The following is a 17201-nucleotide window of genomic DNA, read 5'->3' on the forward strand; positions in this document are numbered from 1 at the left end:
AAACGTAAGAGCAAAGCGTATTAAAGGCTAGTGCTACTGATATGCAGTATTGCTTCTCATCCGTGTAAAGCCTATATGTTGAAGGAAAAGCGGCCTCACCACGGGCTTAGTCGGCAAAAAAGCGCGCCAGTACTACGCTTTTTTGCGCTCCTTCGCCGTTCGTTCGTCCAGCTCCCCATATGGCTAAGGGCTGTTTTAAATATTGGTTGCTTTAATGCCCGCCAACCCTTCGCTGTCCATTTTGTCCGTCCCGGGCCGGCGGAAGCCGCCAGTGAACAATCTGCGCCAGCCGGCCTTTTCGGGGAAGTACAGCGATATGCCACCGGGGAACTTCAGTTTACCGATATGCACCTCCGTTACCTCGGCATGAATGAAACATTAAGCAGGATGGCGGCCGACCTGGTTCGCCGGTACAAACCCAATATCCTGACTATCCATCTGCCATGTACCGATGAAGTACAGCATCGTGAATGGAGGGAAGGGGGAAGATGTGCCTGAGGCAGTAGCGGCAGCAGATCATGGTATAAGCACCATTCTGGAGGCCATCCAGATTGCCGGTATTGGGCCTGCAGTAAAAAAGCAAAAGATGGGACCCATGGATATTATCCTGATTTTAGGGAGATACAAACCGGTTTCGTTGCCTTTGGCGCAGGCCTGGCAAAGGATTTCAAAGTAACGGTAATGGATCTTACAGATATAGCGCCCCTTGTGGCAAAATTGCTGGGTATTATCATGCCGGCAGCCGAAGTTTCCCCGCATCTTTCATGGCCGGAGCTTTATCTTTGAATATGTCCTCCCATCGGGGCATACATTGGGGCATAGAAAGGAGAATAACCATTATAACCGCCTCTGCTCACACCAATGCTACCGGAAATAGAAAACGTTTTATCATTGCTGATATACATAACGCCTATTTTTGCATCCGAATAGGCAGCAAAGTTATTTCTCTGCGTTTGCATGAAGCCATTATTCTTGCTAACTGCAGGTTGATAAGGTATACCGTTGTAACGGAAAACATATGGTGTGGCCGATACCTGTCCAAAGGCGTAAAAGTTATTGGTCAACTGGCGATTAACCTGTAACGCCAGCGGTACCGACAGGAAGGAACTACTCCCTCCTTTAAATGCCATAAAGCCAGTAGAAACACCGGTATACTTTGTAACAAACCATTTCTTTTGGATATGGTTAGTATCGATCGGGTGCCCGAAGGCAGGTTCCATGCCATTCATCCCGCTGAAAAACGAATCTGTCTGCGCCTTTGCAGCCATACCCGACATGAAAATAACAGCAAAAAGAAGTATCCGTAACATGCCAATAAAGATACGCATCCTTTTCTATTAAAATGCTAACATAATCATAATTCCTGAGCAGGCGATCAGCCGGTGATTGGGGCGTAGCGTTCTAAAAGAGGGCAAAAAAGATTAAAACAGCGGTGCATTCCAAGATGGAGAGCTGTTGTTCAGTGCTGAAATACAATGCATGGGGACTGAAACTCAACAAAACGTTGTAAATTGGCTCCATTGAAAGACACTAGCCGTATCTTTTTTAAGCGGGAAAGACATAGTTGTCGTCAGTTTTTATGGGAGCAACTTTACAAATAAAAGATAAAAGCGAATCTGGTAAATCTATCAAGATTTCCCCATTCAGGAAAGATATCAGGAAAACCACCCCTCATAAGCATAATAATTATTTTGAGATCCTGTACCTTTCGCAGGGCAGTGGCTCCCACTTTATTGATTCCAGGAAATTTGATGTAACGCCTCCGGTGATGTACTTCATCAGGAAAGACCAGGTGCATTACTGGGATCTGGAGTCTGAGCCGGAAGGGTTTGTTGTTATTATCAAGAAAGCATTCATTGAAGAAAGCCTTGACAGTGAGCTGAAATCTCTCTTTACACAGGTTAGCCGGGAAAGCTGTGTTTATGTAAAAGATAACGGCACCCTAAGTATGCTCTTTGAACTGCTCACAGCAACAAACAGGAAAGATGGAAAATATGCTTTCCACATGACGGAGGGTTTGCTGAAAGCATTACTGGCACTTGTGCTGGAAGATGTAAAGCCTTTTACAGGTAAAGCGGAGATCACCTCTAATTTGTACCAGTCCTTTTTATCTTTGCTGAGCGCTGAACAAACTGTGAAGAACAAAGTACATTATTATGCGGAGCAGCTTAGTACTTCTCCCCAGAATTTAAATGCTGCCTGCCGGAAAGCAGTTAATCAGTCTGCTGAAGATGTGCTGTCTGAATTTATTATCAGCGAAGCCAAACGATTGCTCCTCTATACCGGCAATACGATTGCAGAAATTTCTTTTCTGCTTGATTTTAATGATCCTTCCCACTTCGTTAAATACTTTAAGCGAAAAACTGAACAAACCCCGCTTTCTTTCCGGAAGAATGGTTGATACCAGAATATTTTCAAATATACCATAAAATAGTAAGGCTATTTGCAATATTTGCGCTCACACCATACATGGCGGCGGGGCAGGGAGTGTATTGCCTGCTTTCCTGCGTTGTGATGAATCGTCACTGGCTTTAAATAAACAAATATGTACAATATGCCGTTGAGGCTATTATTATGTTTCATCTGCCTGCTGATGAACACGAAAGTGGTACTTTCGCAATCACCAACAGGCACGCTGAAAGAACTGCTGCAAATGGCGGAAGACAACTATCCGTTATTAAAATCCAAAGCATGGGAGATAAAAGCAGCCGAAAAGGCGGTAGCCACCAGCAAAAATTCCCTCATTCCCTCATTGGATGCCTCCTATCAGCTGAATTATGCGACTTACAACAACATCACCGGTATGGCATATCCGCAGTTCCTTGTGCCGGTTAGTGGCCCACCCTCTGCGGGGAACTACTACGATGGCGTGTTTGGCAGCGCTACCAGTTTGCTGCTGAACTGGCAACCGGTAACTTTCGGACAACGGAGTTCCCGGGTAAATTTTTCCAAAGCAGGGATGCAGTATGCAAAAGCCGATGCCGGCAATGAAATTTTTCAGCATAAGATCAGGGTGATCAACGCCTATCTCGATATGATCACTGCGGCTGAACTGGGGAAAGTATACCAGGAAAACCTTGCCCGGACGGAAGCTATGTTGTCAGTAGCCAGAACATTGGTGACATCCGGTATCAAGCCCGGCGTGGATACCGCTTTATTGAAAGCAGAAATGTCGAGGGCAAAAGTGGAATTGCTAAACAGCCGGAAGTACCAGGAGCAAACGATCATTACGCTTTCAGGATTGCTGGCTACAGACCATTTGCCTGCCGTTAATGATACTATTTATTTTACAAAATTACCCGCTGCCTACCTGCCGGCAGATACGGTGAGCAACCCGCAGCTTTCGCTATATAGCTCCAATATCGAATTGAGCAAAGCCCGAAAAAAAGTGTTGGCGAAAACGATCATGCCTACCCTGGGCTTGTGGGGAACCGCCTACGCGAGAGGTTCGGGGATTGATTATAATGGTAATGTGAAAGCTACAGATGGCCTGGCTTTTCAGCGATATAACTATGGTGTTGGCTTACAGTTGAGCATCCCGGTACTGCAGTTTGCAAAGATAAGATCGCAGGTACAGCAGGAGGATATGCTGATCCGGTCTAATCAGGAAAAGCTGAATGAAGTGATCCTGGAGGTCAGGAAACAGAATGATCTGGCTGATACTACATTGGGTACCGCATTACTGGTATCGAAAGAAACGCCGCTGTATTATGAATCAGCAGATTTCTCCTATAAGGCCATACGATCACGTTACCAATCGGGGTTAGCCAATTTTGCGGACCTGATGCAGGCGCAATATGCATTAGTAAAAGCGGCTGCTGATAACAAAACCGCTTATATGGCCGTATGGAAAGCGCTGTTGTATAAAGCTGCTGTGAATGGGGATCTTAATTTATTCTTAAACCAGGTTAATTAGCACGGTTATGATCCGATTAATAGCGATGGCGTTGAGAAAGCCGCTGGCAGTGGTGGTGGCTTTTATCGGGATTGTCTTTTTTTCGTGGCTGAGCATCAGGAACATGAAGATCGACATCTTTCCGAAAATGGGATTGCCTGTTATATATGTGGCCCAGCCTTATGGGGGGCTTTCTCCCGAACAAATGGAGGGTTTTATTACATCTTACTATGAATACCATTTTTTGTATGTTACCGGGGTGAAGTATGTGGAATCAAAATCCATTCAGGGAGCTGCGATCATCAAAATAGTATTTAACGAGGGTACCGATATGAGCCAGGCAATGGGGGAAGTGGTGGGCTATGTGAACCGTTCCCGCGCCTTCATGCCTCCAGGTACAGTGCCTCCTTTCATTACCCGTTTTGATGCCGGCAGTGTGCCGGTAGGGCAACTGGTATTCACTTCCGAAACACGCTCTCTCGGGGAGATACAGGATCTTGCCTTGTTTAAGGTACGCCCAATGTTTTCTACCCTTCCGGGCGTATCTGCACCGCCGCCTTTTGGAGGTAACCAGAAAACAGTGATTATAAAAGCAGATCCGGAGAAGATCCGGAACTATAACCTGTCGCCGGATGATGTGGTGCAGGCTTTGGCCAGGTCCAACAGCATTACGCCGGCAGGTAATATCCGGGAAGGCGATCAAACGTTAATCACTTCTCAGAATGCCGTGGTGGAGAATGTGAAGGAACTGGAAAATGTACCCCTGAAACTGGGCGCTGGTCCGGCAGTATATGTAAAAGATATCGGCAGCGTGGAGCTGGGCTCCGACGTGACAACCAGTTACGCGCTCATCAATGGAAAGCGGTCGGTATATATCCCCGTTACCAAACGTGCGGACGCTGCCACCTGGGACGTGGTGCAAAGAATAAAAGCAGCCTTGCCGGATATGCAGGCAGCAGTTCCTGAAGATATTAAAGTAACCTATACGTTTGACCAGTCGGGTTATGTGATCAATTCATTGAGAAGTTTGACCATGGAAGGTATCCTCGGTGCTTTACTTACCGGGTTAATGGTGCTGTTGTTTTTGAGGGATCTGAGGGGCGCTTTTATTGTGGTGATCACTATCCCGCTGGCGCTGCTGTCTGCTATCATTTGTTTGAAGGTTTTTGGACAAACACTGAATGTGATGACGCTGGGAGGGTTGGCGCTCGCTATTGGTATCCTGGTAGATGAATCGACTGTAACGATTGAAAATATACATCACCACCAGGAGCTGGGGAAATCAAAATCAAAAGCGATATGGGATGCCTGTCGGGAAATTGCGTTGCCAAAATTGCTCATCCTCCTTTGTGTGATCGCTGTATTTGTACCTGCCTTGTTTATGACAGGTATTCCGGGCGCCATGTTCCTGCCTTTATCACTGGCGGTAGGCTTTGCGATGATCGCCTCTTTTATATTATCACAAACGGTAGTACCGGTATTTTCCCACTGGCTGCTTAAAGACGGAATGCAGGACAGGGCAGCTACAGCCACCCGGCGGTTCCAGCGCTTCCGGATGCGGTACGAGGAATGGTTAAAAGGTTTTGTTAGTAAAGCTTCCCTGGCTACGCCGTTGTATCTGCTGTTCGCAGTTGGAGCAATGGCAACAGGATTTTATTTCCTGGGAACGGATATATTCCCGAAAACTGATGCCGGCCAGGCACAGGTAAGGTTACGGCTACCCGCCGGTACCAGGCTGGAAAGAACGGAAACGGCCACCCGGGAATTGTTACACCTGGCAGATAGTATTAGCAATAACCAGGTAGAGATCAGTTCTGCATTCGTGGGAGTACAGCCATCCAGTTACCCGGTAAACCTGATCCATCTCTGGACAAGCGGACCGCATGAATCAGTGACAAAAATAAAATTGAAGAAGGGAAGCGGTATTGCTATTGAAAGGTTTAAAGAAGCATTGCGGAGTGCCATCAAAAAAAATATGCCACTGGCAGCAATTTCTTTTGAACCGGGCGATATGGCAGAGCAGGTAGTGAACATGGGAACGGCTAACCCGGTTGAGATTGCGGTGATGGGAAAAAACCTTTCTCAAAGCCGGAAGATTGCCGGCGAACTGGATAAAAAACTACAGGAGATCTCTTACCTGCGGGATGTACAAATTGCGACGCCACTGGAATATCCGGGCATTAAACTGGATATTGACAGGGTAAAGGCAGGGCAGCTGGGGTTAACAGTTGACCAGATCACCAGGTCGATGGTAGCCGCAACTTCTTCCAGCCGTTTTACGCAACCAAACTACTGGCTGGATAAAAACACAGGTACCGCCTACCAGGTGCAGGTAGAATACCCGCAGTACCTGGTGAACAGCGCCGATGAACTGGGCCTGGTACCAGTGACGGCAGGTACCGGTAGTCCTGTTTACCTGCGGGATGTAACCACCGCACAAAAAATAACATCACCCGGTGAATACGACCGTATCAACCAGCAACGATATATTACCATCACCGCAAATATTTACAGAAAAGATGTTGGCAGCGCTGTAAAGGAGGTGAAAGACGCTATCGCCTCACTGGGCAAATTACCGCAGGGTGTTAAAATTATGTTACGGGGACAGGCCGACCTGCTTACGCAAACCATGAGCGAACTGCAAACAGGGCTCCTGATCGCCATTGTAGTGATCTTTTTAATGCTGACGGTGAATTTCCAATCGTTCCGTTTATCACTGGCTGTTTTATCTGTGGTACCGGCTGTAATTGCCGGCGCGTTGTTACTATTATTGCTAACAGGACAATCATTGAATATCCAGTCTTACATGGGTACGATCATGGCGGTAGGCGTGGCCGTAGCCAATGCCATCCTGCTGATTACGAACGGTGAATTGTTCAGGAAACAATTTGCGCCGGGTTATGCAATAACAGGCGCCGGTAACAGGTTGCGTCCTATACTCATGACCACAATGGCAATGATTGCGGGCATGATCCCGATGGCGATTGGCTTTAGTGAAGGTGGTGATCAAACGGCGCCGCTGGGTATTGCTGTTATCGGCGGGCTGGTCTTTTCCACGATAAGCACCCTTGTATTCCTGCCGGCTATTTATACCGGGGTGATAGGGAAGCAGGCATATCATAGTCCATCGCTTCACCCGGAGGATAAAGAAAGCAGGTATTATGAAGCAAACAATAATTAAACTGATTTTCTATAAAAAGTACACGATGAGATTTTCTTCTTCCATCATCATAAGACTATCATTACCAGCAATTATATTGGCGGCCTGCCAGCAGAATAAGGGCAACAGCGAAGCCGCAAAAACAACAGGCGCCGATTCTGTGCCGGTATTCCTGCTCAGGAAAGATACTGTGAATAAACAGATCACGTTTCCCGCAGAGCTCACCCCATTGGAAAGGGCGGAGATCTTTGCAAAGGTAAGCGGGTATGTAAGTGTGTTGAAAGCGGATATTGGAGATAAGGTAAATAAAGGGCAGCTGCTGGCCGTACTGGAGGCTCCCGAAACATTGGCTAACTATTCGCAGGCCAATGCAGATGTACAAACAGCCCGTTCCAGGTATCTCGGCAGCCTTGATGCTTATAAGCGGATTGTAAACGCCGCAAAGGTAGAAGGGACGATAGCTGCGGGGGAACTGGAAAAAGTCAGAAGCCTGATGATGGCAGATAGTGCTGCCCTGAATGCCGCCAGGTCTAAAACAAATGCCTTTGCACAGTTGAAAGATTACCTGGTTATCCGCGCCCCGTTTAACGGTATTGTTACGCAAAGAAACGTAGATCCGGGTACATTAGTGAGTGCCGGTAATACCAGGCCATTGCTGGTGGTGGAAAACATAAGCATTCTCCGTTTACGGGTACCCGTTCCTGAACTCTATACTGCTGCCAATACGGAAACATCCACTATTAACTTTACGGTAGACGCACAACCGGATGTAACGTATCAGGCGAAATTATCCCGTAAGGCAGGCGCGTTGAACCTGGCTAACAGAACCGAAACATGGGAGTTTCTTTTTACCAATAATAACAATCAACTGAAATCAGGCATGTTTGCCAACGCGATACTAAAGTTGCATAGGAAAGCTCCTACCTTCCTGGTGCCGGCATCGGCAGTAGTAACCAATTTAGAAAAGCGTTTTGTGATCCGGCTGAAAGATGGTAAAGCGGAATGGATAGATGTTCGTAGCGGTATCAGCCTGGGAGACAAGACGGAGATATTTGGAGATCTTGCAGAAGGAGATACGCTACTGAAGCGGGCCACTGATGAAATAAAGGCAGGAAGCAGCCTTGTTCCTGCAACAAAGGCGGCCAGGTAATTACCCGGCCGCCTTTGTTATCTTCCTTAAAAATTATTCGCTAATAAAATGAATCATAATCCCCTCTCAGGAAAAGCCATTGCAGAATAGGCAATCCCTTATTATTGGTAGTGGAAGCCCAGGGATTACCAGGGCCCAATTGCCAGTTCAGTATAGTGCTATAATTATTCATATCCTGTAAAAAGGCCGCCGTTTTGGTTTCCCCGTCGTAGGCGGTTTCTTTTACGGTTACTTCTCCCGTAACATAACTACCGGCAGGAATAGGACTTCCGTTTTTGGATACAACTACTTTTTCAGAAGCCCAGCAGTTTTCGCCTTGTGCAATAATACCATTTACCAATCCCATTGCCGATGAAATACGCCCTGCTGTTCCTCCGCCCACGTTGCTTACCGATTCATTGAATGCTACAAGTCCTTTAAATTTAATATCGGACCAGCCAACCACGCCGCCGGCGCCTTTGCCGGAACTGGTGTTTGATACGATCTTACCGCTTGCAAAGCAGTTTTCGACTTTGCCACCGTCGTAGTTGATGCCAACAATGCCGCCTGCCCGGGAGTTGCCTGATCCTGTGTTTGTAGCGGTGACCGCTGCTGTAGAAAAGCAATTGGAGATCCTGCTGATATTGGTGCCATTGGGTTTCCCGATATTACCAACCAGTCCGCCTACGGCGTCGGTGCCTGCCACTTTACCTGTGGAAAAGCAATTTTCCAGGATGCCTGTCTTCACCGGTTTATCGGGAGCGCGTAATCCGAGGTAGCCGGCAAAGGCGCCGGCGCCGTTAGATGATTCGATGTCCACATTCACAAGCCCCAGGTTTTTACAGGAACCGAACAATACACCAAAGAAGCTGCCATAGGCGGATTTTGCTACTTTCAGGTTTTTGATGATGTGACCATCGCCATCGAAATGCAGGTACCTGGCATAGGGATCCACGTTGTTAAGAGGTCCCCAGTTTTGCCCGGTCATATCGATATCGGCGGTCAGTTTAAAATAGAAGGGATTCGTTTCTGTCTGGCTCCAGTTGAGTGTCCGCATATTTTGCAGATGTTGGGCCGTAGCAATAAGGTATGGATTGTTCGCCGTGCCATCGCCCCCTGCAAATTGTACGTCGCTGCTTTTTTTCTTCACCAGGATGAAGGTCCGTAATATACGCTGGCCGTAATGATCGTGCGTTCCGTTATCGGAGGGATAGTTAACAATACCATTGGGTCCTTTACCCTTAATGAACATTGTTGTGGAACCGCCCCCGTCTAAATTCAATGCACTTTGCGGATAAAAGTAAGTAGCCATGAACTGGGTGGCTTCTTTGGCCGTCATACCGGCGGATTCCTGGAAACGCCCGTCAATAGTAACCAGCAATAACTTTTTATCTTCCGTTAAAGCCACCAGGGTTCTCGGGTTTCGCAAACCCTGATGACGCCTGTAGTCTTCCGCGTTCAGGCTGCCAAGATCAATTCCTGTAACATCGCCAACAAAATCTTCTCCCACTTTTTTATAGTTATCTATCAGCATCGGGGAGCCGGAGAACATGTTAAGATAAGGCGACTGTAAGTAACTTTCTTTGGTGCCATATTCAATCTTCGCATCCATCCCCGAATTATAAAAAATAGCGCCTTCGTGCTTCCAGAAGCGCAGATGCCCGCTGTCCAGTGTAACCGGCGACACCACGTTGCCATTGGTTTTAATGAAGCTGGCTTCCATTTCGTAAGTGCCGTTAATACCAACCACTGCATCGTAGTTTTTAGCTACCGAGGAAAGCGTGTCGAGGCTTGATAACGAAACAAACTGCAGTTCGTAATCCGGGTTATTTAAATTCACCTCCACCACATTCACGAACTGGTTGGCCGTTTGTGTTTGTACATATTTGGCAAACTGGTAGTGGATCAAACCATTGGCCAGCGTATCGATCACCCACCCGTTTTTGTCTTTTAACGTTTCCGGGTTTAGCGGGGGCTGCGGCTCCTTTACTTCGGGAAGCAGGTTCCCGTATTTTGAATTATCTAAAATTGATTTGCTGCAACCGGCACCTGATAACAGGATAAAAAGCAGCAGGTAGTTGAATATTTTATACTTGTTCATGACGATTACCAATTTGGATTTTGTTTTAAAACGCCGTTTGACAAATTAATTTCTTCAGAAGGGATAGGATAGAGGTAATCCCTGTCTTCCCGGAAAGTCCTGCTGATATTACCGTGCGCAATGATATTGCCTTTGTTGCCTTCCGACAGGATAATATCTTTTCCTACTTCAAGGAAAAGGCTGGCAGACGAACCCGGCTTAGTGCCCTCATACAAGCAAACATCGATAGTACCGTTATTATCCAGGTCATAATTGCCCAGGCCCTTGAAATACATTCCCCGGAAAGGCTTTTCAAAACGTTTTCCCACTTTCCAGCGCATTACATCGTAATAGCGGTGTCCTTCCATTACCAGTTCCACACCGCGTTCCCGCCTGATTTCGAGGATAACGCCCTTATTTGTTCCGGACACATTGGGGTATCCTGTTTCCGCATTGCTTAAATAAGGATCAGGGTTTGCATTGGCAGTGGCCAGGTTTAGCTTGGGCATACTCACGCGGCCGCGCAACAGGTTCAGCGATTTATCGAGGTCGCCCTGTGTTAATGAACCCAGTTCCGCTTTTGCTTCTGCAAAGTTCAGGTAGGTTTCCGCGATCCGGAAAAGCGGGATATCCGTAATACTTTTTCCATTGGCATCATTCACCTGCTCCATAGCATATTTGGTTAAGTGGTATCCTGTTATGGTGTAGGAGAGGTTAGGGGCTACTTTTGCGGTGCTGTTGATACGCGTATAGCCGGGCGTGCGGATGGTTTGTGCCAGCCGTGGATCACGGTTCTGTGTTTCTTCCGTAAACTCTTTTTTATCGTAATTCAGCAGATCAGTGAACCGGCCTCCTGAAGAAGTGAGATACGAATTGACAAAAGTTTTGGATAAACCAGGCCGGCCCTGGGTACTTGCATTTTCATAATTCTGTACGTTGTGGAACAAGCCGAGTGCATCGTCGTAATCCCTGGCGAGGATCACTTCCTGGCCAATGGCTTTGGTGTTGGCAAAGAGATCCTGGTAAGGTGTGGCGCCTGTTTTATACAGTGTATATCCGCCGTTATCGATCAGCTGCTCCGAAGCCCCGGCGCAAAGTGTTAAATACTTTTCTGCATCCGGCAAACCATGGTATTTCCGGAAGGTGCCTTCAAACAGGCATGCTCTTGACTTCAGGGCTAAAGCCGTCCATTTGTTTACCCGGTAAACATCCTTTGTTTCCGGTAAATAACCGATGGCAAAATCCAGGTCCTGTATGATGGAATCTGCAATCAGGTTCCTGGAATCCCTGGGTTTAAAGAGCTGTGCATCGTCTGATGCCAGCACAGTATTGAACCAGGGTACTTCTCCAAAGCGTTTCAGCTTTTCGAAATAAAAATAAGCCCTGAAAAATTTAGCCAGTGCATCGTAGCGGTTACGTACACTGAGGTCTGCGGTGTGCGATGAATTGGCCAGCAGATAATTGATCCGGCGCAGGGCGTCCCATGACCATCCTCCGCCTGTAGATGGCACCATCCGCTGCCCTGAAACTGATTCATTCAGGGGCGTAATGATGATCATGTCTGCATTTTCGTTATAGATGCCAGGGCCGTCGGGAAGAATGTCCTGGTAAAATTTATTGCTGTATAACCTTAATTCCTCTTCGTTGGAGAAATAGGTGCCGGGTGATAAAGCGGCGAGGGGTGTTTTATCCAGGCTGCATGAAACAAGCAGGAATAAACATGCTCCCAACCAAAGCGCTTTTGTGTATATTTTGTTTTTCATTGTATTAATTATTAGAGACTGATGTCTAAACCGAACAGGAATGTTTTTGCCCAGGGATATGTTTTGGCTGTGCTGGTGGAAACATTATAGCTGTTTTCCGTAGAAGCCTGTTCCGGGTCGATGTATTTACTTTTCAACCTGGTAAACGTGAGCAGGTTTTCGCCGCTGAAATAAACGCGCAGGCGCGACAGGCCCGCTTTGGCCGCGATGGCTGCCGGGAGTGAATACCCAATGGTAAGATTTTTCAGACGGGCATACATCAGGCTTTGCAGGTACCTGGTATTAGCCACGCCCAGGGAACGGTTGGTAGCGTTCAGCGCAATATATCCACGCGGCCGCGGGAAATATGCATTGGGGTTGTCTTCACTCCATACCTTGCTCAGGAAATCTTTTGGAATAAAAGTGGCATAAGGCCGTGAGTAAGGGCCCCAGAAGTTAATGGCTTCGGTTCCCGGGTACCAGTCCTGTTTACCAACTCCCTGTATGAAAACGGATAAGTCGATATTATTCCAGTTAGCGCCTGTAGTGAAACTGAAGTTATAGCGGGGCAATGAGTTGCCTATTATTTTACGGTCGCCGGCATTGTTGCGGGTATTGTCGCCCATGGAAATTACCTTATCGCCGTTCAGGTCTTCGAATTTCAGATCACCCGCGTGTAATCCTTTGTCTATGGCCGAAGTATTGATAATGGTATTTACGGAGCGTTGGTCAACGGCATAGTTAGCGGCTTCTTCATCGGTTTTGAAGTAGCCATTTACTTCATAGCCCCATATTTCTCCCAGTGTTTGCCCTTCGTAGAAGTTAGCCAGGTTTTTATTGGGATTGTCGAACCGGGTGATCTTAGAAGTATTATCTCCCAAACCGATACCTGCGTAATAGTTGAAAGTTTTGCCTGCCAGTTCAAAGCGGTCTTTCCAGTTGATGCTCAGTTCCCAGCCTTTGGTTAAAAGATCCGACGCATTTTCTTTGGGAGTTGCGGCGCCATAATAAGCCGGGATGGTTTTACCTGCGGTTAACATATTCAGTGTGGCGCGACGGTATACATCTCCTGTAAGGGTTAGTTTTGAATCAAACAGTTCCAGGTCTAATCCCAGGTTGCCGGTGTTTACCGTTTCCCAGGTGAGCGATGTGGAGTTGGGGGCGCTTTCTGTAGAATACGGCGCCACGGCTCCATCCCCGAATGAATATTTCAGTACGCCGCCTGCATTGATTGTTTGCAGGTAATCATAATAACCCACCTGCTGGTTACCGAGTGAGCCATAGGAAGCGCGTATCTTAAGGCCGTTCAGCGTACGTTGATCCCATTGCTGGAAAAAGTTTTCCTTATCTATGCGCCAGCCGCCGGAGAAGGATGGGAAGAATCCAAACCGCCTGCCTTTTGCAAACCTGGAGGTACCGTCATATCTTCCGGCTGCTTCAAACAGGTATTTATCTTTATAGGCATAGTTAACCCTGTAGAAGGTACCGAACAGGGCATAGTCGTTCTGTCCCCCGTTAATTTCAAATACGTCGCCGGTTGCTATTTCAAAATCGTTTAACTGGGTACTAAGGAGCCCGTTCCTGGCTACTTTGATATCTTTTAAATATTTCGTTTCATAATTATACCCGGCCATCAGTTTGATGTCGTGATCTGCGTTGATTACTTTGCTATAGGTAGCATAGGTGTTTGTTGCCTGGTATTCATGGTTGGTCTGGATTTCGTATAGCCGGTTATTGCCGATGCCAGAGGTAATAGTGAGTACTTCGCCCGGGTATTTGGAATAGGGAATGTTTACCGAGCGGTTCATGGTTTGATAGTTGTAGTGTGTGAACCGGTAGCTGGAGCGGATATCCAGTCCTTTCACCGGCCGGAGCACCACTTCAAAAGTGGGGGTAAACTCGTTTACTTTATCCTGGTTCCTGTTCAAACCCTGGCTGAGCATAGCCGAGTATCCATCCATTACACTATAGTTGCTGATAGTGGTTTGATACACATAGGTGCCATCAGGATTTACCGGCACAATACTGGCGAGGCCGTGGATCACGGAAGAATTAAAAGTGCTTTCCACGCCTCCTGCCCCCGGATAACCATAGGCGGAGTTGAAGTAAGAAATATTTGTGTTGATGTCCAGCCATTTCTTCACTTTGAAATTCACTTTTGAGCGCAGGTTATATTGTCTTACGTTATCTGTATTCTGGCGGAAGATCCCATCCTGGTTATAGTAATTTCCTGAAAGGCTGTAATCAATTTTATCGGAGCTTCCTTTGATATCGATATTATGATTTTGCATGGGCCTGGCGGAATTGAACAGGTATTTATACCAATCTGTATTGGCGTAATACACATAGCTATCCCTGCCATCCCTGTTCTGTACTACCACCCATGGTCTTTCGGGGTTTTCCGTTTTATCATTTCTTCTTATCCATAGCTGATAATAGTCGTCTTCATTATAGTTGGTATAAGGAGTGCCTGCATAGTTGGAAAAAAACAGGTCATTGATTGAAGCAGAGTAATAGCCCCGGGTTTCAAAGTTGGTGGAGGTGGTAGGAGCGCTCCAGGATGTTTGACCGGAATACGAAATAGACGCACGGTTCTTATTGCCGTTTTTGGTGGTTACCAGTATAACGCCATAGGAAGCCCTGGCGCCATAAACAGCGGCGGCAGAAGCATCTTTCAGCACGGTGATGGACTCTACATCAGATGGATTGATGCGGTTAATATCTCCCTCAAAACCATCGATGATCACCAGGGGGGCTGCATTGCTTGATATGGAGTTAACTCCCCTGATGTTAAAACTTCCCGTTGCACCTGGCCGGCCCGTTGTAAATTTAACCTGGAGGTTAGGTACGGTACCTTGCAGTAATGATGATAAGTTGGCTGCGGGGCGGCTTTGCAATAATTTTGAATCCACTACGGTAGTAGCCCCGGTAAGACTTCCTTTCTTCTGCGTACCATAACCCACTACTACGATCTCGTCAATTTTGCTGGTAGAAGGTTCCAGCTGTACAATGAGGTTGGTTTCATTACCGATGCTAACTTCCTTCATGGTAAAGCCCACCATGGTGAACCGCAGGCCCGTTGCGCCGGCGCTGAGCTGCAGGCTGAATACACCGTTGTCTTTGCTCACTGTTTGTCCCCCTTCGCCAATTGTGGTAATGGATACGCCTACCAAAGGATTGCCTTCCTGGTCCAATACCCTGCCCGTGATGATTTTATCCTGAACCACCACGGGAGTAGCTGCCTGGTTGGTTCTTTTTTCAGGTTTGCTTAATATGATATTTTTGTCGATAATTTTATAGTTGAGCTGGTAACGGTCCAGCACATCTTTTAAAGCCTGTTCAAAGGCTGTTTTTTTATACGCCACATCAAAACGCTGTTCGCCGGAGATCTGCGATTCATTATAGAAGATGTTGTAGCCGCTTTGTTTTTGCACCTCCCTCAGAAATTGCGCCAGGCTGATATTACTTTTCTTTAGGGTGATGGTTTGCCCGAAAGCAAGCGCCTGCACATGCAAAGTACCTGCCAGCAGCAGGGGTATCGCTAAAGACAATTTCATGAGAATTGCAATTTTGTTCGGAGCGCAGCCCTTCGCAAAGGGGCGATCCCGTTGGTTTTTTTTGTACATTTGTGTTGATTGATTATTAAGTGATACTACATGATGGTCAATCCAATGTCTTTTTGACAATTCAGGAGCGGTGCAACGCTCCTGAACTTTTTTGGTTCCTGTGAGTTTTTTTATTCCATGACGATGATCCTCCTTCCATCCCGTTTAAAGTGAATGTCTCCTGTTAATGCTATAGTGGCGAGTAATTTATCGATCTGTTCAAATTTGGAGATCGTACCCGAAAAAAAGTTGTTGGTAAATTTTCCTTTATATTCTACCTCCACATCATACCAGCGGGCAATACTGCCCATTACTTCTTTAATGCCTGCCTTATCGAAGGAGAAATTGCCATTTCTCCAGGAGGTAGCGTACAATGGGTCTACCGGGGTTACGGTAAAGCTATTATGCTGTTCCTGGTAGACAGACTGCTCATTGGGCCGGAGAATTTTTGCCTGGTTATTCCCGTTGAGGGCCTGCAGTTTCACCTTGCCTTCCACCAAAGTGGTGGTAATACTGTTATTAAAGCTGTTAATGTTAAAGGCGGTTCCCAGCACTTCTAACTGCTGGTTGTGGGTTAGCACGATAAAGGGCAGGGGCTGCCCGTTTTTGCTGTATTTAGCCACATCGAAGTATGCTTCCCCGTCCAGTTCCACCTGTCTGGTTTTATCCTGGAAGCTTACGGGGTAACGGAGAGAAGTTTGTGCGTTCAGCCAAACGTGGGAGCCGTCTGGTAATTCTACCTGGTATTCTCCACCCTTTGGGGTAACGATGGTATTGTAAACAGGTTTGTTGTCCTGGCCGGCGGCTGCTATGGCCCGGTAGCGAATTGATTTATCTTTTCCTTTAACGATCTGGATGGATCCCCTTTGGATGACGGTATCCCCGCTGATTTTCTCCAGGTCAATGCTTGTTCCGTCGTCAAATATGATTTTGGCCCGTTCGCTTCCCGGTACTACAGCTGTTTGCGCAAAGCGGGTTACAGGCGCTTCTTTCTTCAACGACAGCCAGTTTTGTGTTATTGCCATCCATCCGGCGCCCAAAATGATGATAACGGCAGCGGCTACCCGCATCCATGTAGTGTTAGGATGATACCACTTCACTGTTCCCGCAGGTTTTATGCGGGCGTCTTCCAGGATATTACGATAGATCCTTTCCCGGTCGGCCGCCGCCACGGGATGGGGATCCGTTGCTTCCTGCTGCATGTTTTCCCATACATCTCCCAACAGCCCTGCGGCATCATCGCTGTTCAGCAAGGCGCGCAACCTTTCCAGTTCGGCTGCTGTACACTGATTTTGTTGATATCGTTTAAAGAGGTATTTCAGTTCATCTTCATCCATGACAGGGCTTTAATAGGTACACGCATGAAACCGGATGATGTACCAATCAAAGAAGAAATATTTTTTTTAAGCCGGCAGAAGTATGCTGGAGGAAGGTTTTAAGGCTGCTCAAAAAAAGAGCTTATAGATGAGCACCGCCAGGAAAAGTATTTTTTCCAGCTTAAGGCGTATGAATTTGGAAGCTAAACTAAGGTGATTTCTGACCGTGTTTTTAGAAAGACCAGCCTTTTCAGCGATCTCCTGGTAGGAGTAA

The 17201-nt window shown here is 47.0% G+C and carries 11 protein-coding genes; 5 read left to right on the plus strand and 6 right to left on the minus strand.

What is annotated here, in order from left to right; translation table 11 throughout:
• The first annotated feature begins 75 nt into the window (after nt 1-75).
• A complete protein-coding gene (locus VN105_RS20040) occupies nt 76-498 on the plus strand; it encodes a hypothetical protein (RefSeq protein ID WP_325643508.1) in 423 nt (140 codons plus the stop codon).
• Between the two features lie 278 nt (nt 499-776).
• Here the strand turns inward: VN105_RS20040 and VN105_RS20045 are convergent, their stop codons facing one another.
• Complete coding sequence (locus VN105_RS20045) at nt 777-1310, minus strand: hypothetical protein (RefSeq protein ID WP_325643509.1); 534 nt, start codon at nt 1308-1310, stop codon at nt 777-779.
• A gap of 269 nt (nt 1311-1579) precedes the next feature.
• On the opposite strand from VN105_RS20045, the gene VN105_RS20050 reads away from it, so the two are divergent.
• The 4 genes from VN105_RS20050 to VN105_RS20065 all read left to right on the plus strand — a co-directional run bounded on the left by VN105_RS20050 (nt 1580) and on the right by VN105_RS20065 (nt 8205).
• Complete coding sequence (locus tag VN105_RS20050) at nt 1580-2401, plus strand: helix-turn-helix transcriptional regulator (RefSeq protein ID WP_325643510.1); 822 nt, start codon at nt 1580-1582, stop codon at nt 2399-2401.
• Between the two features lie 192 nt (nt 2402-2593).
• Nucleotides 2594-3916: a TolC family protein gene (locus VN105_RS20055; RefSeq protein ID WP_325643512.1), complete on the plus strand. Its 1323-nt coding sequence runs from the start codon at nt 2594-2596 to the stop codon at nt 3914-3916.
• A gap of 7 nt (nt 3917-3923) precedes the next feature.
• Nucleotides 3924-7076 carry an efflux RND transporter permease subunit gene (locus VN105_RS20060; protein ID WP_325643514.1) on the plus strand — a complete coding sequence of 1051 codons (3153 nt, stop codon included), beginning with the start codon at nt 3924-3926 and terminating at the stop codon, nt 7074-7076.
• 25 nt (nt 7077-7101) lie between these two features.
• Nucleotides 7102-8205, plus strand: coding sequence for an efflux RND transporter periplasmic adaptor subunit (locus VN105_RS20065; RefSeq protein WP_325643516.1), 1104 nt, complete (start codon nt 7102-7104; stop codon nt 8203-8205).
• Between the two features lie 40 nt (nt 8206-8245).
• On the opposite strand, the gene VN105_RS20070 is transcribed toward VN105_RS20065, so the two are convergent.
• The 5 genes from VN105_RS20070 to VN105_RS29820 all read right to left on the minus strand — a co-directional run.
• Nucleotides 8246-10285 (minus strand): phosphodiester glycosidase family protein, encoded by a 2040-nt coding sequence (locus tag VN105_RS20070; RefSeq protein ID WP_325643518.1) that lies wholly within the window; start codon nt 10283-10285, stop codon nt 8246-8248.
• Between the two features lie 5 nt (nt 10286-10290).
• Complete coding sequence (locus VN105_RS20075; protein ID WP_325643520.1) at nt 10291-12027, minus strand: RagB/SusD family nutrient uptake outer membrane protein; 1737 nt, start codon at nt 12025-12027, stop codon at nt 10291-10293.
• 11 nt (nt 12028-12038) lie between these two features.
• Nucleotides 12039-15563, minus strand: a complete 3525-nt coding sequence (locus VN105_RS20080; RefSeq protein ID WP_325643522.1) for a TonB-dependent receptor — start codon at nt 15561-15563, stop codon at nt 12039-12041.
• Nucleotides 15564-15742: 179 nt separating this feature from the next.
• The gene (locus tag VN105_RS20085; protein WP_325643524.1) at nt 15743-16948 is read right to left on the minus strand and encodes a FecR family protein; all 1206 of its coding nucleotides are present in this window, start codon (nt 16946-16948) and stop codon (nt 15743-15745) included.
• A gap of 108 nt (nt 16949-17056) precedes the next feature.
• The coding region (locus VN105_RS29820; protein ID WP_414647255.1) for a sigma factor-like helix-turn-helix DNA-binding protein at nt 17057-17201 on the minus strand (145 nt) is incomplete at its 5' end.

The sequence above is a fragment of the Chitinophaga sp. genome (assembly GCF_035564935.1).
Taxonomy (GTDB): Bacteria; Bacteroidota; Bacteroidia; order Chitinophagales; family Chitinophagaceae; genus Chitinophaga.